The sequence below is a fragment of the Streptomyces sp. B8-7 genome, assembly GCF_058833805.1.
On the sequence record NZ_JBYRRL010000002.1, the window covers coordinates 1,448,252 to 1,472,166 of the forward strand.

Here is a 23,915-nt window from a genome sequence, read left to right on the forward strand (position 1 = left end):
CCCGACTCGGCGACCGACGCGTCGGTCGAAGGCCCTTCCCCGGGTGCCACCAGGCGCGACGGCGAGATCGTGGGACTCCGCCATGCGGACGGCACGCCGCCCTGAGACGTGTGCCGGCCGGACCGGGACGACGTGGCGCCCGTCCGCCGGGGCCCGCACACAGCCGCCCCCCTCGCCGGAGCACGGCTCCGGCGCGCACCCGGTCTCCCCGGCCGCCCGGGGGCCGACCGGGTGGGCCGGGGCCGCGTACCCCCGCGGCCCGGGAGCGCGCAGCCGCCGTGTGCCCCGCGTCCACCGCCGCGGGGCGGACCCTCCCCGTCCGGGCCCGGCCCTTCGGCCTACCGGCGTGAGGGCTTCCCCGGTCCGGCTGCGGCGGCGGTCTCGCCGGTGAGGCGGGGCTCGACGGCCACGACCCCCTCCACGGCACGCACGAGGCGCACGGCGACGGGGACGAGCGAGGTGTCGCGGATGTGCCCGCGCAGGGTGACGACTCCCTCGTGCACGCGGACGTGGAGGGCGTGGCTGGACTCCGGGAAGAGGTAGGACACCACGGTGCGCCGGACCTCCTCCTCGATGTCCTCGTCCGGCCGCAGGAAGACCTTGAGCAGATCGGCGCGGCTGACGATGCCCTGGAGCATGCCCTCGCCGTCGACCACCGGCAGCCGCTTGACGTGCCGGACGGCCATGGTCCTGGCCGCCCGGGCCAGGGTGACGTCGGGGGGGACGGTGACGGCGGGGGTGCTCATCAGTTCCGCCGCCGTCACGGCGGCGGCCTTGGCGACGTCGGAGAGCCGTCGCCGCTCCGCGTGGAGGTCCGGGCCGCTGTCGCGGAACTCCTCCTTGGGCAGCAGGTCGGCTTCGGAGACGACGCCGATGACGCGCCCCTCGCCCTCCAGGACCGGCACGGCACCGACTCCCCGTCGCTCCATGGTCCGGACGATCTCCTTGAAGGGCGTGTCGCGTGCCACGGCCACGACCGTCCGGGTCATCACATCGCTGACGATGTGCGGGGTGATGGGCATGTCCTGCCACCTCGTCCTGTCTCGTCGGGGCGCCTCGCCCGCGCCGCGGGGCGGGTACGGGCCGGGCGGGCGCACCCGGGCCGACGGGCGGTCACGCCGGTGGCACCGGTGCACGGCTCGCCGTCCGGCGCCGGTCCCCGGCCCACCTGTTCCGGTCCGCCGCCGCATCGCACCCGCGGGCGCGCGGCCGGCGGCCTCGGCCGGCGAGAGAGCTCCTCGGCGCCGTGTTCCCCGGGCCGTGTTCCCCGGGCCGTGTTCCCCGGGCCGTGGTTCCACGATCGCCGCAAACGGGTGCGGTGCAACCGGGACGCAGGCCCGCTCCCGGAGCCGGTCCGCTCCCGCCGCCTTCCCGTGCGGCCGCCGCGAGACGCCCTTCGCGGTGCCGCCGGCCCGCGCGGGACCGCGGGTCGGCGCTCCTCCTCCCACGGGCGGAACCCCGCAGACCGGCGCGCGCCCGTACACCGCCCGCCACGGCCGCGGCCGCGACCCCGGGCGTGGTGCTCCGGCGTCGTGCCGGACGGGAACCCGGGCGCCCCACGGCGCGGTCCTTCCCGCCTCCCGGCGGGCCCGCGCGTCGTCGCCCGCCGGCCTTCGGGGCGGCGGGCACCCTGGTCCCTGACAGCGCACCCGAACGCGACCCGCGCGCCGGTGCGCCGGTGCGCCGGAGTGAGGAGCAGGCGGATGAGGCCGTTCGGCGGTGCGGTGGTCATCGGGATGGGAAACGAGTTCCGGCGGGACGACGGGGTCGGGTGGGCCGTGGTCGCGCTGCTGAGGGAGCGGGCCGCCCGGCGTCCGCAGACTCCGGATACCGTGTTCGCGCAGTGCGACGGGGACCCCGGCCGGCTGATCGCACTCTGGGAGAACGCCGGCCTCGCAGTCGTCGTCGACGCCTGCTTCCCTCCCGCGGCACACCCGGGGCGAACGCACCGGTGGTGTGCGGCCCCGGACGGCGTCCTGCGGGCCACCGCGCCGGCGAGACACAGTACGCACGGGTTCGGTCTCGGTGAGGCGCTGCGCCTCGCCGACAGCCTGGGGCGCCGCCCAGAGCGGCTCGTCGTCCACGCGGTCGAAGGGGCGGACCGCTCGCCGGGGACGGGGCTCACCGCGGCGGTGGCATGCGCGGTGCCGCGCCTGGCCCGGCGGGTGGAGGCGGACGTCGAGCGGCACCGCGGGGCATCGGGACGCGGCCCGCGCTCCGGGTGAGAGCCGGCGGGCGGCCGCCGCGGCAGCCGCGTCCGGACCGGTGCACCTGACGGGACACGCCGACCCGGCTTCGTCCCTGGTGGCCGTGCACCTGACACCCTGTCCGGGACCGAGTGCACACTGGACGGCCCCGTACGAGGACTGTGGCTCAAGCCCCTGCCCGTCGTCCCGGGGCCGGGCGGCGGGAAGGCCGAGGGCAGCGGATGACCGATACTTCAGACGCCGAGGCGGTCTCCCACGACGGAGTCGAGGCGGTGCTGGACCGGGACGGTCTGGACGCGCTGGTGAGTGTCCTGAAGCGCCGGGGCCGTACGGTGATCGGCCCCACCGTGCGCGACGGCGCGATCGTGCTCGACGAGCTCGAATCCGCGCAGGCGCTGCCGTACGGCTGGGGGGTCGAGCTGGAGGCGGGGCGCTACCGGGTCCGCCGGCGTGCGGACGGGGCCGCGTTCGCGCACAGTGCGGGGCCGCAGTCGTGGAAGTCGTTCCTCCACCCCGAACGCGTCCGTCAGTGGACCGCGGACCGTCATCCCGGCGGCGCACTGACCGTGCGCGAGGAGAACCCCCGGCGCGTCTCGTACGCGTTCCTCGGCGTGCGGCCCTGCGACCTGCGGGCCATCCAGATCCTGGACCGCGTGATGAGCGGCGGCCGGTACCGGGATCCGGCCTACCTCTCCCGGCGGACGGGTGCCTTCCTGATCGCGGTGGAGTGCACCGAGCCGGGTGCCACCTGCTTCTGCGTGTCGATGGGGACGGGGCCGGCCGCCGACGCCGGGTACGACCTCGCCCTCACCGAGGTGACCGACACCGCCGGCCACCGCTTCTGGTGCCGCAGCGGGAGCGAGGAGGGCGTCGCGGTGCTCGCGGAACTTCCGCACCGCCGCGCCGACGAGCCCACCCGGACGGCGGCGGTCACCGCCGTCGGCGGGGCCGCGGAACGCATGGGCCGGTCCATGCCGCCGGTGGACCTGCGCGGGCTCATGCGGGACACCCTGGAGGCGGAACGCTGGGACGATGTCACCTCCCGGTGCCTGAGCTGCGGCAACTGCACCATGGTGTGCCCCACGTGCTTCTGCACGACCACCGAGGACGTGACCGACCTGACCGGTGACCACGCCGAACGCTGGCGCCGCTGGGACTCCTGCTACGACCTGGACTTCTCGCTCCTGCACGGCGGTCCGGTCCGGGCCACCCCGCGCAGCCGCTACCGCCAGTGGCTCACCCACAAGATCGGCACCTGGCACGACCAGTTCGACAGCTCCGGCTGCGTCGGCTGCGGCCGGTGCATCGTCTGGTGCCCCACCGGCATCGACCTCACCGAGGAGGCCCACGCCCTGCACCGGGAGGCGCGGCAGGACCGGGCCGCCCCGTGAGCCGGGGGACGGACGGGCCCGAGCGGGGGGACCTGCTCGCCGCACTCCCCGCGGAACACCGCGCACGGCTGATGTCCCTCGCCCGGGACGCGGCCTTCCCCGGTGCCGCACGCATCTTCGAGGAGGGCGGGAACGCCGACCGCTTCTGGATCATCCGCACCGGAACGGTCGCGCTCGACGTGCAGGTGCCCGGCCGCGGGCCCGCCGTCGTGGAGACGGTCGGCCCGGGCGGCCTGCTCGGCTGGTCGTGGCTGTGCCCGCCCAGGCAGTGGCATCTCGGCGCCGGGACCCGCGACCCCGTGCGCGCCTGGGAGTTCGACGCGGCCGCGGTACGCGACCTGTGCGCCGAACACCCCGCACTGGGCCTGGCTCTGGTCACCGCCGTCGCCGGGACCATCGGAGAGCGGTTGAGAGCGACCCGGACCCGGCTGCTCGACCTGTACGGGCCGAAGGAGAGCGGACCGACGCCATGACCCTCACTCCGCTTCCCCACCGCGTCGTGCACCGCCGGCAGGAGACCCGCGACACGGTCACCCTCACACTGGAGCCGGTCGGGGAGCCGCCGGCCCCCTTCGCGCCCGGGCAGTTCGCGATGGTGTACGCCTTCGGCGTCGGCGAGATCCCCGTGTCCGTCTCCCGGCTCCCCGGCGGCCGGCGCCTGGAGCACACGGTGCGCGCCGTCGGGGCCGTCTCGCGCGCCCTGTGCGAGGTCGAGACGGGTGCCTCGGTGGGGGTGCGCGGCCCCTTCGGCAACGGCTGGGACACGGCCGCCGCCCACGGCCACGACCTGCTCGTCCTCGCCGGAGGCATCGGACTCGCCCCGCTGCGTCCGCTCATCGAGGCCGTCCTCGCCGAGCCGCAGGCGTACGGGCGGCTGAACGTCCTCGCCGGTGCCCGGACCCCCGGGGATCTCCTCTACCAGGACGAGTTCCCCGCCTGGCGGCGCCCGTTCGGCGCCGCCACGGTCGACCGGCCCTCCGCCGGGTGGACCGGCCGGGTCGGAGTCGTCACCACGCTGCTCGGCGAAGCCGCGTTCATCCCGGCGGACACCACCGCCTTCGTCTGCGGCCCCGAGGTGATGATCCGCGCGGCCGCCCGTGCCCTGATCCACCGAGGGGTGCGCCCCGACCGCATCCAGCTCTCCCTCGAACGCAACATGCGCTGCGCCACCGGCCACTGCGGGCACTGCCAGCTGGGGCCCCTGCTGCTCTGCCGCGACGGCCCGGTCGTCGGCCACGACCTGGCCGAGCCCCTGCTCACCGTACGGGAACTGTGAGATGACCACCCCCGCCACACCTCGAACGCCCTCCCGCCCCCGGCTCGGCGTGTTCAAGTTCGCCTCGTGCGACGGCTGCCAGCTCACCCTTCTCGACTGCGAGGACGAACTGCTCGGCATCGCCCACGAACTGGAGATCGCCCACTTCCCGGAGGCGTCCAGTACGATCGCGCCCGGCCCGTACGACCTCGCGCTCGTCGAGGGGTCGGTGAGCACCCCCGAGCACCTGGAACGCATCCGGCGCGTCCGCGCCGACTCCCGCCACCTCGTCACCATCGGCGCCTGCGCGACGGCCGGGGGCGTCCAGGCGCTGCGCAACTACGCCGACGTCGAGGGGTACCTGGCCACGGTCTACGCCCGCCCCGACTACATCGAGACCCTCGCGACCTCCACCCCGATCTCCGCCCACGTACCCGTCGACTTCGAGCTGCGCGGCTGCCCCGTCGACCGCGGCCAGCTCATCGAGGTCATCACCGCCTTCCTCGCCGGACGGAAACCCGGCATCCCGAACCACGCCGTCTGCTTCGCCTGCAAGCAGCGCGGCAACGTCTGCGTCACCGTCGCCCACGGCACACCGTGCCTGGGCCCGGTGACCCACGCGGGCTGCGGAGCCCTGTGCCCGACCTACGGGCGCGGGTGCTACGGCTGCTTCGGACCGGCCGGTACGACGAACCTCCCCGCGCTGGTGCCGCTGCTGCACCGCGACGGGATGAGCGACGAGGACGTCGGCAGGTTCCTGCACACCTTCAACGTGACCGCCTTCACCGCCGTCGAGGAGGAAGGACCCGGATGAGCGAGCCCGCGACCCGGTCCCGGGTCCTGCGCATCCCCGCCCTCACCCGCGTGGAGGGCGAGACCGCGCTGCACCTGCGGATCCACGACGGCACCGTCACCGAGGCCCGGCTCGGCATCTACGAACCCCCGCGGTTCTTCGAGGCGTTCCTCAGGGGCCGCGCCCACACCGAGCCCCCCGACCTCACCTCCCGCATCTGCGGGATCTGCCCGGTCGCCTACCAGCTGAGCGCCTGCCGGGCCGTCGAGGACGCGTGCGGCGTCACCGTCGACGGCCAGCTCGCCGCCCTGCGCCGCCTGCTGTACTGCGGCGAGTGGATCGAGAGCCAGACGCTGCACATCCACCTGCTGCACGCCCCGGACTTCCTCGGCCACGACGACGTGGTGGGCCTCTCCCGCTCCCACCGTGCGCACGTCGAGCGCGGACTGCGGCTGAAACAGACCGGCAACGCCGTGATCGAACTGCTCGGCGGACGCGCGATCCACCCCGTCAACGTGCGCCTCGGCGGCTTCCACCGCACCCCGACCCGCGCCGGACTCCGCCCGCTGGCGGAGCGTCTGCGCACCGCCCTGGACGACGCCTGGGACACCGTGCGGTGGGTCGCGGGCTTCGACTTCCCCGACGCCGAGTGCGCCGTCGACCTGCTGGCCCTCGCCGAGCCCGGCACCTACGCCATCGAGTCCGGCGTACCGGCCGTGCTCCCGTACGACCCGGCACTCGCGCCGGGCGGCTTCCCCCTCCGGGACTTCTCCCGCCGCGTCACCGAGGAGCAGGTGCCGCACTCCACCGCCCTGCACTCCCGCCTCGACGGCCGACGGCATCTCACCGGGTCCCTCGCCCGCTACGCCCTCAGCGGGCACCTGCTCTCCCCGACGGCCCGGGAAGCGGCCCGGGAGGCCGGACTGGGCGATCCCCCGCTGAGCCCGCGGGAAGCGGGCGCCGGACGGGGCGAGGTCTGCAGAAACCCCTACCGCAGCATCCTCGTCCGCGCCGTGGAGGTCCTGTACGCCGTGGAGGAGGCACTGAGGATCATCGCCGCCTACGAGCGTCCGCCCCGTCCTCACGTGGACGTGCCCGCCCGGGCCGGCGTCGGGCACGGTGCCACGGAGGCGCCTCGCGGCCTGCTCTACCATCGCTACGCACTCGACGCGGAGGGCCGCGTCACCGACGCCCGCCTCGTCCCCCCGACGGCACAGAACCAGGGCGCCATCGAGGACGACCTGCGCCGTCTGGTCCAGGCCGGGCTCGACCGCGGAGAGGACTCCGAGGCCGAGCTCACCCTGCTGTGCGAGCGGGCGATCCGCAACCACGACCCGTGCATCTCGTGCTCGGCCCACTTCCTGGAGCTCGACGTCGAGCGGACCGCGTCACCCTCCCGGGATCCGTGACGGAAGGCCCCGGCAGGGCCGGCCGGCGTCCACGGGGCGCCGGACCGGCGAGGAGGCACGCCCCGTGATCGGCCTGCGGACGGCGATTCAGGTCATGCCGAGGGTCGGTCCGTCGCTGGTGCAGGCCGGCCGGGGGTGCCAGCGTCCGGTGCCGGGGTCGAACCGGTCCGGTGTGACGCCGGAGTCGTACATCATGGTGCCGCCGGATCCCGCGGGGTAGGTGACCGTGATCTCCGCGTCGGTGTCGTAGGTCCACTCGTCCCAGCTGCCCTTGGCGAAGACGAACCTGCCCGTGTACGTCTTGGTGACGGGGTACGCCTTCACCCAGGTCGTGGAGTGGGCGGGCGCTGCCGGCACCACCGCGCGGTAGGTCTTCTCCTCGGTGTGCGTCGTGCCCGTCTGGACCGAGTGGGTGATGAGCTGTGACACCTCGGCGGTCAGGTCGATGTGGAAGAAGTCGGTGGAGGAACCGAGCTTGACCGCCACGGTCTCCTTGGTCCCGTTGGCGATGGAGTCGGTCGTGATGGTCGAGGTGCTGGTGGTCACCTTGTAGTCGACCGTGGTGGAGGGGATGTCCGCACCGGTGTGCTGGGCCACCAGGCACAGGGCGACCTCGGCGTCGTTCCCGGTCACCGCGGCCTGGGTCTGGCGGTAGCTGCAGTAGGGGTTCGCCGCGTGTGCGGCCACGTCGGCGTCGCACCTCGTCAGCGCGTACTCGGCCGCCCAGTCGGTGGTGAAGCCGGCGCCGCCGCCGGAGAAGCGGCTGCCCCACAGCTGGTTGTCGCCGCCGTGGCAGGGCCACATGTTCAGCCATCGGGCGGTGAGTGCGCGCCAGGCCACGTCCACGCACTGGCCGTCGGCCGCGTTACGGATCATGAACGAGGGGCTCGCGTCCTTGGCCGGGCCCGGCTCGAAGTACCAGTACTGCCACTTCTCGGAGCCGTCGCAGCGCTGCTGCTCCACGGGGCGCAGCCGCCACGTCGCGTCCCACCAGCCGGGCATCAGGCACAGGCCGCGGGAGGTCCTGATCTGGAAGCTTCCGTCGCCCTTGGGGCGCAGCGAGAACGTCTGGTTGGAGCCGTTGTTGAGGGGATAGGCGTTGAGCCAGGAGCCGGTCCGGTCGCTGTCCTCGAGCACGTCCATCACCAGGCCGGTGGTGTCGCGGTCGGTGGCCGCCGTGAAGACGCAGTCGTGCGCCGTGCCGGTGGCGTCGAGCTCGCACCGGTGTGAGGTCCAGCCGGCCCAGCCCGACCGCGCCTGCGCGGGTGACGTACCGGCCGTCAGGACCGAGACGATCACGGTGAGGATGATCGACAGTACAGTGAGGTGCCGGGTCCGTGCCGTGCGCCGCCTTCGGTCCGGAAGGACCCCCAGGGCTGTGATGGTGTGCATGTGTGTCTTCCTTTGCGGCCTGCCGTGGGTGCCGTACCGGGCACTGCCGTGGCCGGGCTGCCCGCGTCCTGCGACGCCGGGCGCGCGGACCACCGCTTGCGGGGACGGCGATCGCTGTTCAGTCGGTTTCGCGGCCGCCCCTCGGGCTCCCGGTCGGTTCCCGGGTGCCTGGAGGAGCGCGTCGGCGAAGCATCTCCGGGCGGCGGGGGAGCGGCACAGGGGAGAAGTACCTGCGGGGGTACCTGCGTTGCCCGGCGGCAACGCGGGTGCCCGGATGCGGCGGCCGGGCCCCGGCGTCCGGGGAGCGCGCCGCGGGCGGGACGGTCCGGGGCGGCGGGGCGATGTGGGCTTCGCGCGGGTTCGTCGCCGCCCGGCCGCCACAGCGGCCCCGCCGGGCGGTTGCCGTACCCGATCGCGTCGGCGGCCGGGCGCGCCGGAGGCGGACACCGGCCGTGGCCGGTACGTCGGGCGTCTGCCGGCGGCTGCCGCCCGGACCGGTGGACGTGTCCCGGCTCCGGCCGGCCTACGGGCGCGGCGGATCCGCCGCCGGGGTGCGGGCCCACGCGGCGGCCTGGGCGCGGGAGGTGAAGCCGAGCTTGCGCAGGATCCGCTGTACGTGTCCCTGCGCCGTGCGCACCGACACCACCAGACGGGCGGCGATCTGCCGGTCGGTCAGACCCTCGGCGAGCAGGACGGCGACCTGCTGCTCGCGGGGCGTGAGGGAGGTCGCCGGCGTGCCGGGCGTGCGGTCGGACGCCGCCGACCGGTCTGCGCCCTGCGGCACCGCTCCAGAGGTGTCGTGGAGGGCCCGGGCCAGGGCCTGCTCGGCGCTCAGCGCGCTTCCCGACTGCTGAAGTGCGGCGAACCGCTTCTGGCCGAGGTGCTCCGCCAGCACCTGCTCGCACGCGGTGCGGTGGTGCAGCAGACGGCCGATGCCGGGGAGGCTGGCCCCCACCCGTTCCCAGGCGCCGTGCGCGGCGCCCAGGAGTTCGGCGGCCTCGGCGTGGTGGCCCTCACGGGCTCTGGCCCAGGCGAGTACTTCCAGGCACTGCGCCAGGGCCAGCCGGTTGTGGGCCGGCACGGTGGCACGCAGCCCTTCGCGAAGCAGCCGGACCGCTTCACCGGTGTCCTTGCGCAGCCAGTGGTGGAGACCGAGGACCCACAGCGCGTAGGGCCGCGACCACCGGGCCTCGTGGGTGTCGCACATGGTCAGGCACTCCTGGGCCAGCCGCTCTGCGCACGGCTCCTGGCCCAGGCACGACACCAGGCTCACCAGGAAGAGAGTGGTCCACTGACCGGCGAGATCGCCGCAGGCGCGGTATCCGCTCAGAGCCTTGTCCAGGAGGGGCCGCGCGCGGGTGAAGTCGTCCTCGAAGAGCGCTGCCAGACCGGTGAGCTGGTCGGCGTGGGCCAGGAAGGCCTGATCGCCCAGGCGCTCGGCGAGGACCCGGCACTCGGCGACCCGGGCGTGGGCGGTGGCCGGGTCACCGCACAGCAGGGCGAGCCAGCCGTCCGCCCAGACGGCCTTGGCCCTGGCCATGGTCGGGACCTCGGCCGACTCCAGGGCCTGTGACAGCCAGCGGCGCTCCTCGGCCAGACCCCCGGCGCCCAGGCGGTGGCTCCACAGGGCCGCTGCCATCTCCAGGCCGGCAGAGGTCTGCGCCGCCTCGTCGAGGCAGAACCGCATGGCTGTGCGGAGGTTGGGGCGTTCACCGTGCAGGCGGGCCGACCACAAGGCCTGGTCGGCGCTGAACCACGCGTCATCGGCCTGCAGGGCGAGCGCGTGGTAGTGGTCGCGGTGCCGACGGCGGACGGTCTGCTCCTCCTCGGCGGCCCGTGTCCGAAGCCTCCCGTAGTGCCGCAGGGTGTCGAGCATGCGGTAGCGCACCCGGTGCGGAAGCTGTTCGCGGGACAGGACCGACTTGTCCGCCAGCCCCGCCACCAGGTCCAGAACCTCCTCGCGGGCGACGGGCGGGAACGCGCACACCGCCTCCACCGCCTCAAGGTCGAAACTTCCGGGAAACACGGACAGCCGAGCCCACAGCAACTGCTCCTCGGGCGTGCACAGGTCGAAGCTCCACTCCAGCGTGGCCCGCAGGGTCCGCTGACGCGGCAGGGCACCCCGGCAGCCGCCGGTGAGCAGGCGGAACCGGTCCTCCAGGCGTTCCAGGACCTGCTCGCAGCTGAGCACGCGCAGGCGCGCGGCGGCCATCTCCACGGCCAGGGGGATCCCGTCGAGGCGATGGCAGATCATCGCCGCGGCGGTGGCCTCGGCGGGGCTCGGGGCGAACTCGCCGAGCACGGCGGCGGCCCGTTCGGCGAACAACTGCAGCGCCCCGCCCTGCAGGACCGTGTGGGTTCCGGCGGGTCCGGGCCGGGGCGCTGCGAGCGGCGGCACGGGCAGCACGCACTCCCCGCTCACTCCGAGCGCCTGTCTGCTGGTCGCGATGATCTGCAGCCCGGGCGCGGCCCGCAGGAGCGTACGAACGAGCGCCGCGCACCCGGCCAGCAGATGCTCGCAGTTGTCCAGCACGAGCAGGGCCCGCCGCCGGCCGAGACGGCCGGCCAACGCCTCCGCCGCCGGGCCTCCGGCGTCCTCCCACCCGAAGGCCGCCAGGACGGTGTGGGCGAGACCCTCCTCGTCGTCCGCGGCCGCGAGGTCGGCCAGCCGGACCGCGTCGGGAAAGGCACGGCGCACCCGGTCCGCAAGACGCAGGGCGAGCCGCGTCTTGCCGATGCCCCCGGGGCCGGTCAGGGTCAGCAGCCGGGTCCGTGACAGCATCCCGCGGGCCTGCTCGATCTCATGGCGACGCCCGACGAAGCTCGTCGACTCCGCCGGGAGACCGACACCGTGCTCGTGGCGCATGACCGCGGCCCCTCCCCTCCCGCAACCGGACCGTGTGACAGGCAGGGTAGCCCCGGCGGCGACGCCGTGCCGCAGCGCCGCCGCACGACCTCCCGTCAGGCGGCCGATCTGGCACCCGCGGCGGCGTCCGCGCCCAACTGCTGGACGGCACCGCCTAGTCGGAGCCTGACAGGTCACATGGGGACGCGTCGGCGCGTGGAGTCCGCGCCGTCGGGTCTTGCGTCCCGTGCCCGGTCGGCCATCTGGTCCCAGAACCGGCGCATACCGGCGACCGGCACCTTCCGCTGCCACCGGGCTTCCCGCCGGAACCGCAGGTAGATCCATGCCCGGGGCTGCCATCCCCGCAGCAGGTCGCGCTGGTGCAGGCAGAAGACCTCGCTGAACTCCGCCCTCAGGTACTCCACCTTGGCCGGGTAGGGGCACAACCTGAGCCGGCACTCGTCCGTGCAGTTGGACCCGGGCTGCAAGGTGTGCTCCGCCCCCCGTACGGGGTCCAGCCGGGTGCGGTCCCTCTTCATACAGGACGGGATCTGCGTCCGCTCCCGGGAACAGTGGTCCAGGATGCGGAACAGGTCCTTCGGCCGGTATCCCCGCTCACCGAGCACCATCAGCAGGAGTACGTCCGCCAGCAACTGCTGGGCCATGGGATCCAGGGTGCTCCACCCGGTCGACGGCGGGATCCAGAGGTTGTGGGCCCGCTGCTCCCCGGGAAGGCCGACCTCGGTGCCGACCGCGGAGGCCACGCCGGCCTCGTCGATCCACAGGAACCGCTCGGGGCGCCGGGACTGCAGCGCGCGGACCGCCAGCCGGCCGGCCGCCGTCACCAGCGGATGCTCACTCTCCCCGTCGTCCAGCGCGAGCCACTCCTCGACCTGGCCCTTGGGATCCGCCCCGTGCCCGCGGATCGGCTGGTCTGCGTTGACGTCGTCGGGGAGGGCCCAGAGGGTCAGGGCATGCAGCAGCGTCAGACGGGTGTACCAGAAGGTGCTGCGCTTGAGGAGCTCCTCGGCCTGCTTGGCCAGGAACTCCCGGGCCTGCCTGTCGGACTGCGGGCCGAGCCGCCGGTTGGCCGCGTACTTGAAGCCCTGGGCCAGCGCCACGCCCAGGCCGCTGGAGGCGCCGGCCGGGTCGTCGTTCATCGGGGAGCCGGGCCCGGCCTCGTGGGTCGCGACATGGACCCACGTCTCCAGATCGTCGCGCGGGCTGCCGAGGTGACGCGACATCATGGCGGAGTCGACGAGCAGGGGGAGGAGCCAGGCGCCCATCGTGTTGCAGTGCCAGTTCTGCTTCTCCAGCAGGGCCTCCTCCTCGGCCGCCCGCTGCTCGGCTCGCTTCCTCCTCCGCAGTTCCTCCTCGGCTCCGTCCGCATCGGCCTGCTCCGGCTCACCATCGCCGCACGGACGTTCGGGGGCGACCACGGAGCGGGGTCTGCCGAGGCAGGCGCACAGCGCCCGGTACGCGGGCTCGCCGCCGGCGCCCACCTCCTTCACCATCGCGGCGCGCACCCGGTAGTCCGGTTCGCAGGGGCAGATCTCGGCCAGGTACCGGTAGGCCTGCGGGATGCGGGCACGACCGGGAAGGGCGGCCACACGACGTGCCGTCGCTCCGCACTGGCCCACGAAGGTGAGTTTCGCCTCGCGGAGCCGTGCCGGATCCTCGCCCCGTCCGAGGCGTTTCCAGTTGTCCTTGACCGTCTTGAGGAGAGCGTGCTGCTCGGGATCGGTTTCGACGCTGTCGATCTCCACGGCGGTGCCGTAGATCTCCAGCGCCCGCAGGCGGGGACTGCCCCGGTCGTCGGGGACCTCGGGGGCGGAGCCGCGTGCACCCCATCGGCTGCTCGCCTTCTCCGTGTCGTCCGCTGCGTCCAGCAGCGCCGCGGCCTCCTCCTCCAACAGCTTGCGCATGGTGAAGACCGGACACGTCCCGGGCGCCTCCACACGATCGTGACCGCCGTCGCAGAGCTCCTGCTGCCCGATCTTCGAGCGCGAGTACAGCGTGAGGGCGATGAGGAGTTCCCGTCCGCCGTTGTGCAGCGCTGTGGTGAGCCGGTGCTCCGGCTGGTCCGGCCGCCCGTCCGCGGCCCGCCCTGCACCGTGCCGGCCCGAACGGCCCGCCGACTGCTCGCTCACCTCGTCGAGCACCTCCGGCAGGAACCGGGAGCCGAGGTAGGCCTGCATGATGCTGTGCTGGAAGCGGACCTTCTCCCCGTCCTGCTCCACCAGCCCCATCCGCTTGCCCCAGGTCGCGGCGAGCCGCACGTCGATCCGGGGGCCCTCCCGGTGTCCGTTCCCGCCACCGCTGTGCCCGCCCCCCGAAGGCGGAGAGCCGCCGGGACCGTCCCGCCTGCCGCAGTCCGGCTCCGGCAGCCGGGGCGTCCACTGCAGCTCGCCCATCTGTTTGTCGAGATTCCCCGCGACCCGTCTGTTCCATTCCTCGTTCGAGGCGGGCCGTGCCTCGCTGCCGCCGTTGCCTGGCCCGTCGTTACGGCCCGCGGCCGCGGAGGGGGCGAGTTCCAGCAGCTCCACGTCGGCGCGGTCCGAGGTCAGGCCGATGCAGGCCAGCGCGGAGACGTACTCCACCACCGCCTGCCTCGTGTCACGGTCGATCGGCAGTTCGGGGTGGACGTCCCCGTCGACCAGCGCGTAGACCCAGTGCTTCAGCAGATCCGCGCGCAACGCCCAGCTGTCGTGCAGCATGGGCTCCACCCCGTCCCCCGTCCACAGCGGCTCCAGCAGATCCCTGCTGTGCAGGTCCTTGGCGATCTGCAGGTACAGAGGGGACTCCGCCATGTTGGCGACCTCCACGACCCGGTCGAGCAGCGTCGGGTCGGAGCGCCAGGTGCCGCCGCGGGCGATGTACTGCAGCGCCGCCTCGACGCTCAGCGGCTCGAGCTCCGAGATGGCGGACTGCATCCCGCGCAGCGGGTCGTGGGGCCGGGAGGCGATGACCACCGGCAGTCCGTCCTCGTCCGCCCTGCGGATCGCCTCACGGATCAGGTTGTCGCGCTGGCCCCGCACACCGGGGTGGTTGAGGGCCTCCTCCAAGCCGTCCGCGAGGACCACGATCTTGTCCGCCCGCTGCCGGAGCCACTGCCAGATCCGGTCCGCCTCGGCCCCGGACCGGACCTTCGGCCGCACGATGTCGCCGAAGCGCCGGTACGCCAGGTCGTGGAAGTCCAGCACGTCCTGGGCGTCGCGCAGCCGTACCGGGACCGGCACGGCCCCCTTGGCGGCCAGCTTCTCGGTGAGACGGACCAGGAGCGCCGTCTTGCCCGTCCCGACGTTGCCGACGACGACGTGGGGACGCCGGGCCCTTCTGTCCCGCAGGTTGTTCATGATCGCGTTGCAGAGCTGGTCGCGACCGACCACCTCGTCCATGAGACTGCCCGCGGTCTGCACGAAGCGGCTGGGCTCCGTCCTCGCCCGACGCGTGGCGAACCGGCGGATCCGCCACAGCCGCCAGGCCAGGAACCCCAACGTCGAGGTCCCCAGCAGGAGCACCGGCATCACCACACCGGTGACGGCTCCGCACGAGGTGCCGACACGGCTGCACGCTGCGTCCGGGTCGAACCCCCAGGGCGCAAGCCATCCGGGAGGGGGCGGTTCGTTGAAGAAGAACGCGATGAGCACACCCCTGACCGTCCACGCCGCGAGCGCCAGAGCGAGAGCCCAGAAGAGGAGGATCAGCATGGTGTGCCAGAAGGGGTTCCACCACCGTCTGGCGTGGGTGACGCCCCGGTGGACCAGCCACCAGGTGCGCAGACGCCACCGGAGGGCGGCGAACGGCCGCCGCACCCGTGCCCGCGCCTCCCGGAGAAAGCCGGCCTCCGGCGGACCTGTGACGATCTTGACTTTGGGCGGGTGAAGAACCTGCGGCATGACCACCACTCCGTACATTCACAGCCGGAGATGGGCGTTTGCTGGCGCGGGAAGGGGGAACCGATCAGCCTTCCAGGCCGTGCACGGCCGTACCGACTCCTCCGGGTGCGCGATGTTCAGGTGGAGGTGTCCCCTCCTTCCACAGCTACCAGCCCTCGACCGGCCCCGCCACCGGGCAGGGCACGACGTCGCACACCGTCCGGCGGGGGCGGGCGGACCGCGGGTGCGTCCCGGCACCGGCGCCCGGACGGTTCGCGGCTCCGCCGCCGCGCCGGGCGGGAGGCCCGGCCGACGGCCGGCGCGCCGCGCACCCGGCGTACCCGCCGTGATCTGCGTCACCGCACCTCACACGGATGAGCGCCGCGTCGTCAGGAAGGCATGAAGGTGAAATCGCTGAGGCAGGCCGCCCTCGTCGCACTCGTCGGGACGGGTCTGTACGTGGGCGTCTGGGCCTACTTCTTCCCCGAGCAGTGGTACGAGGCCTTCCCCGGCCTCGGCCGCAGGTGGCTGCCCCCACTGGGCCCGTACAACGAGCACCTCGCCAAGGACACGGGCGCCCTCTACCTGGCGCTGGCCGCCCTGACCGCCTCCGCTCTGCGTGCCGTGGACAGCAACCGCCTGGTGCAGACGACCGGGTTGGCGTGGCTCGTCTTCAACACCCTGCACCTCACCTACCACATGCTGCACCTGCACGTGTACGGCACCACGGACAAGATCCTCAACGTGGTCGGCCTCGGGGCCCTGATGCTGGTCTCGGCAGCTCTGCTGATCCCGGCAGCGTCCGCACCGGTACCCGCGCCGCGGAGGCCCACGCGCACCGGCGGCTGAACCACACCGCAGAACCATCGCTCGGACCAAGGAACGGACATCATGCGCATCGCAATCGCCGGCGGAACCGGACTTGTCGGACGTCACGTGGTCGACGCCGTCGCAGCCGCCGGACACGAACCGGTCACCATCGCGCGGAGCCGCGGCGTGGACCTCCTCACGGGCAGCGGGCTGGACGCGGCCCTCGCCGGCGTGGATTCGGTCATCGACGTGACCAACGTGACGAGTATGAGGGAGAAGACCGCCACCGCGTTCTTCGACACCGCCGGCCGCCGGCTGCTGGCCGCCGGGGAGAAGGCCGGCGTCCGGCACCATGTGACGCTGTCCATCGTGGGCGTCGACCGAGTCCCCGGCTACGGCTACTACCGCGCCAAACTCCACCAGGAACAGCTCGTCCGGGACAGCCGGATCCCCTGGACCGTGCTGCGCGCCACCCAGTTCCACGAGTTCGCCGGGCAGGTGCTCGGCCAGGTACCCGGCCCCCTCGCCTTCGTGCCCCGGATGCGCTGCCGGCCCGTCGCCGCCCGCGAAGTCGCCCGTCGGCTCGTCGAGGTGGCGACCGGTCCCGCGCGACAGGAGGCGCCGGAGCTCGCCGGGCCGCGGGAGGAACAGCTCGTCGACATGGCGCGCCGTCTGCGGCGCGCCCGGGCACGGCATCGGCTGCTCATCCCGGTCAGGCTCCCCGGCGCCGCCGGAGCGGCCATGACCGGCGGCGCCCTGCTCCCCGCCGGGGCCGGGCCCCGCGGCACGCAGACCTTCGACCAGTGGCTCGACGACACTGCCCCGGAGTGACACGATGCCCGATGATCAGGTCCGGACCCCTGCCCGCCCCTTCTCCAGGAACGCCATGACCTCACCCGACGCCCCGGCGCCCGGCGGCCCCGACGGGACCGTCACCCTGCGGTCCCTCTTCGCCGAACGGCACACGCTGATCAGCCTCTGCTACCGGATGCTCGGCACCGTGCAGGACGCGGAGGACGCCGTCCAGGAGACGTACTCCCGCTGGTACGCGCTGCCCGAGCACGAGCAGAAGGCCGTGAGATCGCCGCTCGCCTGGCTGACCCGGGTGGCCGGGCGGATCTGCCTGGACCAGCTCACCTCGGCCCGGGCCCGCCGCGAGCGCTACGTCGGCGAGTGGCTGCCCGAGCCGGTACGGGACAGCCCGCGGTGGAGCAGCGCCGGCGGAGGCCGCGGCGGCTCGCAGGATCCGGCGGACCGGGTGACGCTGGACGAGTCGATCAGCGTGGGCATGCTCGTCGTACTGGAGACGATGACCCCCGCCGAGCGGGTCGCGTTCGTCCTGCACGACGTGTTCGGGGTGCCCTTCGACGACATCGCCGGCACGGTCGGACGCACCCCGGCCGCGTGCCGGCAGCTCGCCTCCTCGGCCCGGCGCCGCCTGCACGCAGCACGCCCGCGCAACGACCCGCCCGCCCGGCACCGCCGTGTCGTCTCCGCCTTCCGCGAGGCGTGTGAGACCGGCGACTTCGACACACTCGTCACACTGCTCGATCCCGCGGTGCAGTCGCACTCCGACGGCGGCGGCAAGGTGCGCGCGTCCCTGCGCCCGGTCGTGGGCAGCGACAAGGTGGCCCGGCTGGTGTCGGGGCTGCTCCGCAAGGACCCCGGCGTGGAGCTGGCCGAGACGACGGTCAACGGCCTGCCGGGCCTCGCGGTCCGCACCGACGGCGGTACGACCGTCGCCGTCGTCGCGATCGACGTGACGGACGGCCTGATCACGCGTCTGTGGATGATGGTGAACCCCGACAAGCTGTACACCTGGAACGAGGACCGCGGGCCCGAGCCGTCGACGGCCCGGAACTGAGCACCGGCGACACGCTGCCGCACAGCCCGCCCGGCACCGTGGCGCACCGGCACCCGGTGCGCCACGGCGCCGGGGCGGCCGCGGCCCCGGCTCCTCGCCGCTCCTGTCGCTCCGGGCAACTCACCTGTGTGAAAAGGAGGTTGTGGTGAGTCCCGCGGGGAAGTGGTGAAGAGTCCGCTCACGGTTCACGGCGCCCGGTCGCAGCGGTCAAGGCTCGCGGAGCCCGCTCGGCACGCGCGAACGAACCGGGCGCCGGCCACACGATGGGAGATCGACCGACGATGTTCATTCTGGTACGGAACAGAGCGCGGGCGGCCGTGCTCGCGCTCTCGGCCGTCACGGCTCTCGCCTTCGGCGCGACCGGGGCGACAGCAGCCCCCACGCCCGCCGAGCCGGCCCCCACGCCCGCCGAGCCGGGGCCGACCTCGGTGGCCTACGTCGAGGTGAACAGCAACAGCATCCTCAACGTCGGCAAGTACACGCTCGCCGAGGGCGGTGGCAACGCCTTCGACATCGCCGTGATCTTCGCGGCGAACATCAACTACGACACGAGCACGAAGTCGGCGTACCTGTACTTCAACGAGAACGTGCAGCGCGTCCTCGACGACGCGGCCACGCAGATACGGCCGTTGCAGCAGCAGGGCATCAAGGTGGTGCTCTCGGTGCTCGGCAACCATCAGGGTGCAGGGTTCGCCAACTTCACGTCCCAGCAGGCGGCTTCGGCGTTCGCGCGGGAGATGTCGGACGCCGTGGCCCGGTACGGTCTCGACGGCGTCGACTTCGACGACGAGTACGCCGAGTACGGCAACAACGGCACGGCCCAGCCCAACGACAGCTCGTTCGTGCACCTGGTGACGGCGCTGCGGGCGAACATGCCGGACAAGATCATCAGCCTCTACAACATCGGCCCGGCCGCCTCGCGCCTGTCCTACGACGGCGTCGACATCTCCTCCGCGTTCGACTACGCCTGGAACCCGTACTACGGCACCTGGCAGGTTCCCGGCGTCGCACTGCCCAAGGCGCAGCTGTCTCCGGCGGCCGTCGAGATCGGCCGCACCTCACGGAACACGTCCGCCTACCTCGCCCGCCGCACCGTCGCCGAGGGATACGGCGTCTATCTGACGTACAACCTCGACGGTTCCGACCGCAGTGCCGACGTCTCGGCGTTCACCAGGGAGTTGTACGGCAGTGACGCCGTCTACACGCCGTAGGGCACCCGCGCGTCGCCGCACGCCCTGCTCCCCCCGGCGGGCCCGCCTCGCGCGGTAGCGCGCCGCACCCTCGCAGAGCACGCTCCGACAACGATGTCAGAGAGGCGGGCGGCACGCCTGCCCGCTGTCCCGCAAGGGGCGGCGGGCAGGTCCCGGCCGGCCGCCTCGCGTGCGGCGTCCGCCGCCCGGCCCGGTGGGGGGACGGTCCGCCGGTCCGCCGGCGCCGGCCGCGCCCGCCCCGGCGCCCGGCGCTCTGCCGGCCCCTCACTCCTCCAGCAGGCGCCGGGCCTTCGAGAGGAGGTGCAGCAGCTCGTCGCGGGAGGGGTCGGCCGGGGCCGCCGCCTGCGCGGTGCGGGTGGTCAGGACGTGCAGGGCGACGGCGGCCTGGCGGGCGAACAGACACAGCAGGTCCAGCTCGGGAAGGCCGGACCGGGCCTGCGGGGACGGGTCGAGCACCTCCAGGACGCCGAGGACCCGGTGGCCGCGTACGAGAGGGGCGGCCATCAGGGCGTCGGGGACGTAGCCGGTGGACTCGGCGATGTCCCGGTCGAAGGCGGTGCTGCGGTGGAGGTCGTCCACCACCATCGGCTCTCCCGCGGCGGCGACCCACCCGGCGATGCCGCGGCCCGCCGCGAACCGCCGGCCCACCAGGAACTCCTGCCCCTGCCCGGAGACGGCCTCGAAGACCAGCTCGTCCGCGGCGGCGTCCAGCAGCAGGATGGAGCTGGCCTGCGCGCCGAAGAGGGCACGTGCGGTGTCCACCACCGACTGCAGCAGCTCCGCCAGGGCCGGGTCCGGCCGGGAGGTCGGTGAGGCGACGGAGGTGATCGTCTGGGCCATGTGGGGTTCCCTTCCGGCGCCGGTCGTCACCGGCGTCCATGGACATGGACGTTGGCTGCGGACAGGTACAGGGCGTTCTTCAGCTGAAAGGGCGTCAGAAGCGGGCGGCTGGACAGGATCCGTGCGCACAGCCCGGCGATGAACGGCGTGGCGAAGCTGTTGCCGGAGCTGCGGATCGACGTGCCGCCGAGCCAGGCCACCTCGACGCGCTGCCCGGGAGCGAAGAACTCCACCGGCGGCTCGGGGTTGTAGAGGTGGAGGTCCGGGTCGTTCTCCTGGTGGCTGCCGACCGAGATCACCGAGGAGAACCGCCACGGAAAGCTCTCCACGTGCGTGTTGTGCGCCGCGGCGACGATCACCGTGCGCTGGAAGTACGCCTCGTCGGCCAGCCGGCGCAGCTCCGTGGCGAACCGCTCATGGCTGGTGGACAGGCTGAGGTTCACCACGTCGAACCGCTGCCGCACCGCCCACCGGATCCCTTCGAGCAGGACGTCCCCGCTGCCGGAGAAGCGCTCGCCGAGCACCCGTACGCTGGTCAGTTCGCAGTCCGGCGCGGTACGGCGGACGATGCCGGCGCAGGCGGTGCCGTGGCCGCAGGCGTCACCCTCGTCCGTCTCCTCGACGCGGATCCCCTCGTCGTCCTTGACGACCCGCCACGAGCCGGCCAGCGGGCCGATCATCGGATGGTCCTGTTCGACGCCCGAGTCGACCACGCAGACGCGCACGCCCCGGCCGGTGCCGCCGACGAGACGTCCCTCGGGCGGATCCGGGGGGCCGTCGGCCTCCACGGGCACGTCCGCGAGGCCCCGGCCCCTGAGACCCCAGGTGAGGGCGGGCGCGGGTGGTCGCGCGGTGGTCATCGTGGTGCCTCCTGTCCGGCTCCGGTGGACTGTACGGCGGCGGGGCGGGGCTCCGGGGACCGGCCGCGGCAGCGGGCGGCCACGGCCTCGGCCCGGCGTACGGCGGGCAGATGCCCCTTGGCGTCGAAGCACCGTCGGGCCCGCGCCGCGGCCTCGGCCGCCTCGGCCGGCCGCTCCAGGTCGAGGGCCGCGCGGGCGTGGTCGAGGGCGGCGAGGCCTTGCACGATCGGCGAGTCGGTGCCGGCCGCGGTGGCGCGCGCCCGGGCGGAGAGCCGTCCGGCGGTCGCGGCGTCACCGCGGCCGGCGGCCAGCCGGGCGCGCAGACCGTCCAGATCGGCCGCCTCCGCGTGCGGCCGGGCCGGCCCCGCGCGCAGACCGTCCAGTTCGGCGAGCGCGGTGAGCGCGGCGCCCGGCTCGCCCAGGTCCAGCCGGAGCCGGGCCGTGTCGAGCAGCGCGCTGCGCAGCAGGGCCGCGGCGCCCAGGCCGCGGGCGGCGCCGGCGGCCCGCTCCAGGCCGGCCAGCGCGTCCTCCCGGCGGCCCGCCAGCTCCGCCACGGTCGCCGCGAAGATCGGCAGGAAGGCCTCGGCCTCCGCGTAGCCGAGCCGCTTGGCGAGGTGCTCGGCCTCCGCGAGACAGGCCTGGGCCCCCGCCGGGTCGTCGTGCAGGGCCAGCAGCACCGCGAGGGGGCAGTTGAGCGTCAGCCGGACCGCCCTGCGGTCGGGTCCCTGGCCGTCGAGGAGCGTCCGGCAGCGGATGAGGGCGTCCGCGACCGGCTGCGGGCCGCGCCACAGGGAGACGCCCAGCGCGCCGAGGGCCGCGGCCCGCTCCGGCTCGGCGCCGGCGCGCACCGCGTGGTCCGTGGCCCGGGCCAGCAGCTGTTCGGCCGCCCCGTGCCGGCCCTGCTCCTGGGCCCGCTGCGCCAGCCGCAGACAGGCCCTGGCCTGGCCGAGTTCGTCGCCCGCCGCCTCGAAGACGGGCAGGGCGGCACCTGCGGTGTCCGCGGGTGACCCGGTCTCTCCCGCGGGCCCGCCCGCGAAGGCCAGGGCGAGGCGCGCATGGGCCTCCTCGACCGGGTCCGCGCCCTCGGCCAGCACCTCCACCAGCAGCGTCCGGCCCTCCGGGCCGCGCCCGAGGTCCAGCAGCGTCTGCCCGAGCCGCCGCCGGGTCGCCGTGCTGCCGGGCTCGCCGGGGCCGTACCGGTCGGCGGCCCTGGAGAGCAGGTCGGCGGCCCACACGGGGTCGGCGTGGGCGAGGGCCAGCCGGCCGGCCTCGGCGAGGGCGTCCGCGGCGCGCAGCCGCAGCCCGTCGGTGTGCGCGTCCTGGGCGCCCAGCTCGGCCCGGTAGCGGTACGCCTGATCCAGGTGGGCGCCGACCGCGGCCCTGCCGCGCGCCCGTACCGACGGCAGGCGCACCGCCCGTTCGTGCCGGTCGGCCCGGTCCTGCTTGGACTGGCTGGCGTAGACGACCTCCTGGATCAGGCCTCCGGCGAAGCGGAAGGCCCCGCCGTCCGGGCGGATCAGACGGTGCCGGACCAGACGGTGCAGGGTGGAGCGGAGCCCGGACCCGGTCCACAGCTGCTCGGCGGGTCCGGCCAGGGCGGTCAGTTCCCCGGCGGTGAACTCGCCGCCGAGGACGGACGCCAGGCCGAGGGCGCGGTGTTCGGGCGGGTCGAGCGCGTCGATCCGGGCGCCGATCAGAGCCTGGAGCGGGAGCGGCACGCTGTCGGCGTCGACGGGCCCGCCGGCGAGGAGCAGTTGCTCCAGGTGCAGGGGGTTCCCGCCGACCCGGGCCAGGACCGCGGGAGCCAGTGGCTCGTCCGGTTCGCCGTCGCCCGTGCCTCCGGTCAGCCTGGCCGCGAGCCGCTGTGCCTCGGCGTCGGACAGACCGCCGAGCAGGACGGCGCCGGGCGCCGACTCGGGCCGTACGTCGAACAGCTGGGGGCGGGTGAGCAGAACAATCAGCACGGGCGCGTCGGTCAGCGTGCGCTGCAACCGGTCGAGCGCGTCGAACAGGGGCTGCGCCGCCCAGTGGCAGTCGTCGAGCACGAGCACGACGGGCCCGCTGCCGCCCAGGTCGGCGAGGACCCTGGCGAGCGCGGCGCAGGTGTCGGCCGGCGACGGGGTGGGGGTGCCGTCCAGGAGCAGGCCCTTGCGGAGCAGCTCCAGTTCGGGGGAGTGCGGGACGGGGCCGGCGCCGAGCAGGCCGGTCACCGCGTCGGCGAGCGGTCCGAGGCTGGGCTGTTCGCCGCGGGCGCGGCAGCGCCCGACGCCGTGGCGGAGGCCGCCGGCGCCTGCGGCCGTGCGGTGCAGCCATTCGCGGACGAGCCGGGTCTTGCCCTGTCCGGCCTCGCCGGCCACCAGCACACGGGCGGTCCGCCGGGCACGGGTGGCGCCGTCCAGGGCCGCGTCGAGGAGCCCCAGTTCGCGGGTGCGTCCGACGAAGGCGAGGTCGAAGCGGCGCAGCGCCTCGGGGCCGTCCTCCTCGTCGAGGCCGAGCAGGCGGTGGGCGGTGACCCGGTCGCGCTTGCCCTTGAGCAGCAGCGGGCCGGTCGGTGCGGTGCGGAGCCCGGGACCGGCGGCCGCGAGGGTGCCGGGGCCGAGGAGGATCTCGCCCGCGGCGGCGTTCTGTTCCAGCCGCGCGGCGATGTTGACGGCCTCGCCGGAGACCATGGCCTGCCGTTCGCTGGCCGAACCCGTCACCACCTGGCCGGTGTTGATACCGATGCGCATCTCCAGCCGGACGCCGACGGCGCCTTCCAGCCGGGCGTTGAACCCGTCGAGGGCCTCCCGCATGGCGAGGGCGGCGGCGACCGCGCGGCGGGCGTCGTCCTCGTGCACGGTCGGCACGCCGAACACGGCCATCACGGCGTCCCCGATGAACTTCTCCACCGTTCCGCCCTGCTCCTCGATCCGCTGCCGCATCAGATGGAACCAGCGCAGCGTCACCGAACGCAGGGTCTCGGCGTCCAGGGCTCCGGACAGCGCCGTGGACCCCACCAGGTCGCTGAAGAGGAGGGTCACCACCTTGCGGCCGGTCGGCCTGGCCGTGACCGGGCCGGGGGCGCAGGGGCTGCCGCAGGAGGGGCAGAACCGGGCGCCGGGCGGGGTGGCGCTCCGGCACGAGGAGCAGGACATGGGTTCCTCCGGGTCGGACGGGGCGG

At 74.2% G+C, this 23,915-nt stretch carries 17 protein-coding genes; 10 read left to right on the top strand and 7 right to left on the bottom strand.

What is annotated here, in order from left to right:
* Nucleotides 1–338: 338 nt before the first annotated feature.
* Complete coding sequence (locus tag AC5K6T_RS14930) at nucleotides 339–1,022, bottom strand: CBS domain-containing protein (RefSeq protein ID WP_493209147.1); 684 nt, start codon at nucleotides 1,020–1,022, stop codon at nucleotides 339–341.
* A gap of 681 nt (nucleotides 1,023–1,703) precedes the next feature.
* Between AC5K6T_RS14930 and AC5K6T_RS14935 the strand changes: the two genes are divergently transcribed.
* From AC5K6T_RS14935 to AC5K6T_RS14960, 6 genes are all read left to right on the top strand, one after another.
* Nucleotides 1,704–2,225: a hydrogenase maturation protease gene (locus AC5K6T_RS14935; RefSeq protein WP_493209149.1), complete on the top strand. Its 522-nt coding sequence runs from the start codon at nucleotides 1,704–1,706 to the stop codon at nucleotides 2,223–2,225.
* Between the two features lie 203 nt (nucleotides 2,226–2,428).
* Nucleotides 2,429–3,598, top strand: a complete 1,170-nt coding sequence (locus AC5K6T_RS14940; RefSeq protein WP_493209151.1) for a 4Fe-4S dicluster domain-containing protein — start codon at nucleotides 2,429–2,431, stop codon at nucleotides 3,596–3,598.
* 71 nt (nucleotides 3,599–3,669) lie between these two features.
* Nucleotides 3,670–4,071 carry a cyclic nucleotide-binding domain-containing protein gene (locus AC5K6T_RS14945; protein WP_493209369.1) on the top strand — a complete coding sequence of 134 codons (402 nt, stop codon included), beginning with the start codon at nucleotides 3,670–3,672 and terminating at the stop codon, nucleotides 4,069–4,071.
* Nucleotides 4,068–4,874: an FAD/NAD(P)-binding protein gene (locus tag AC5K6T_RS14950; protein WP_493209152.1), complete on the top strand. Its 807-nt coding sequence runs from the start codon at nucleotides 4,068–4,070 to the stop codon at nucleotides 4,872–4,874. The genes AC5K6T_RS14945 and AC5K6T_RS14950 overlap by 4 nt, the downstream gene beginning before the upstream one ends.
* Before the next feature lies 1 nt (nucleotide 4,875).
* Nucleotides 4,876–5,667 (top strand): NADH-quinone oxidoreductase subunit B family protein, encoded by a 792-nt coding sequence (locus AC5K6T_RS14955; RefSeq protein WP_493209154.1) that lies wholly within the window; start codon nucleotides 4,876–4,878, stop codon nucleotides 5,665–5,667.
* A complete protein-coding gene (locus AC5K6T_RS14960) occupies nucleotides 5,664–7,055 on the top strand; it encodes a Ni/Fe hydrogenase subunit alpha (RefSeq protein ID WP_493209156.1) in 1,392 nt (463 codons plus the stop codon). Before AC5K6T_RS14955 ends, AC5K6T_RS14960 begins: the two co-directional genes overlap by 4 nt.
* 87 nt (nucleotides 7,056–7,142) lie before the next feature.
* Here the strand turns inward: AC5K6T_RS14960 and AC5K6T_RS14965 are convergent, their stop codons facing one another.
* The 3 genes from AC5K6T_RS14965 to AC5K6T_RS14975 form a co-directional block, all read right to left on the bottom strand.
* Nucleotides 7,143–8,447 (bottom strand): RICIN domain-containing protein, encoded by a 1,305-nt coding sequence (locus tag AC5K6T_RS14965; protein ID WP_493209158.1) that lies wholly within the window; start codon nucleotides 8,445–8,447, stop codon nucleotides 7,143–7,145.
* Nucleotides 8,448–8,970: 523 nt separating this feature from the next.
* Nucleotides 8,971–11,313 carry an ATP-binding protein gene (locus tag AC5K6T_RS14970; RefSeq protein ID WP_493209159.1) on the bottom strand — a complete coding sequence of 781 codons (2,343 nt, stop codon included), beginning with the start codon at nucleotides 11,311–11,313 and terminating at the stop codon, nucleotides 8,971–8,973.
* 173 nt (nucleotides 11,314–11,486) lie between these two features.
* Nucleotides 11,487–15,191 (bottom strand): NACHT domain-containing protein, encoded by a 3,705-nt coding sequence (locus AC5K6T_RS14975; RefSeq protein WP_493209161.1) that lies wholly within the window; start codon nucleotides 15,189–15,191, stop codon nucleotides 11,487–11,489.
* A 378-nt stretch (nucleotides 15,192–15,569) separates the two neighbouring features.
* Between AC5K6T_RS14975 and AC5K6T_RS14980 the strand changes: the two genes are divergently transcribed.
* From AC5K6T_RS14980 to AC5K6T_RS14995, 4 genes are all read left to right on the top strand, one after another.
* The gene (locus AC5K6T_RS14980) at nucleotides 15,570–16,019 is read left to right on the top strand and encodes a hypothetical protein (RefSeq protein ID WP_493209163.1); all 450 of its coding nucleotides are present in this window, start codon (nucleotides 15,570–15,572) and stop codon (nucleotides 16,017–16,019) included.
* Between the two features lie 42 nt (nucleotides 16,020–16,061).
* On the top strand, nucleotides 16,062–16,811 hold the full coding sequence (locus AC5K6T_RS14985) for an SDR family oxidoreductase (protein WP_493209165.1): 750 nt from the start codon (nucleotides 16,062–16,064) through the stop codon (nucleotides 16,809–16,811).
* Between the two features lie 55 nt (nucleotides 16,812–16,866).
* Nucleotides 16,867–17,844, top strand: a complete 978-nt coding sequence (gene sigJ, locus AC5K6T_RS14990) for an RNA polymerase sigma factor SigJ (protein WP_493209166.1) — start codon at nucleotides 16,867–16,869, stop codon at nucleotides 17,842–17,844.
* Nucleotides 17,845–18,125: 281 nt separating this feature from the next.
* Nucleotides 18,126–19,055: an endo-beta-N-acetylglucosaminidase H gene (locus tag AC5K6T_RS14995; protein ID WP_493209168.1), complete on the top strand. Its 930-nt coding sequence runs from the start codon at nucleotides 18,126–18,128 to the stop codon at nucleotides 19,053–19,055.
* A 264-nt stretch (nucleotides 19,056–19,319) separates the two neighbouring features.
* Here the strand turns inward: AC5K6T_RS14995 and AC5K6T_RS15000 are convergent, their stop codons facing one another.
* The 3 genes from AC5K6T_RS15000 to AC5K6T_RS15010 are packed head-to-tail and all read right to left on the bottom strand — an operon-like array spanning nucleotide 19,320 to nucleotide 23,889.
* Entirely contained in the window at nucleotides 19,320–19,895 is a 576-nt protein-coding gene (locus AC5K6T_RS15000) for a GAF domain-containing protein (protein WP_493209170.1), read from the bottom strand.
* 26 nt (nucleotides 19,896–19,921) lie between these two features.
* Nucleotides 19,922–20,755: a S8 family peptidase gene (locus tag AC5K6T_RS15005; RefSeq protein ID WP_493209172.1), complete on the bottom strand. Its 834-nt coding sequence runs from the start codon at nucleotides 20,753–20,755 to the stop codon at nucleotides 19,922–19,924.
* Entirely contained in the window at nucleotides 20,752–23,889 is a 3,138-nt protein-coding gene (locus AC5K6T_RS15010; RefSeq protein ID WP_493209173.1) for an adenylate/guanylate cyclase domain-containing protein, read from the bottom strand. Before AC5K6T_RS15010 ends, AC5K6T_RS15005 begins: the two co-directional genes overlap by 4 nt.
* Nucleotides 23,890–23,915: the final 26 nt, after the last annotated feature.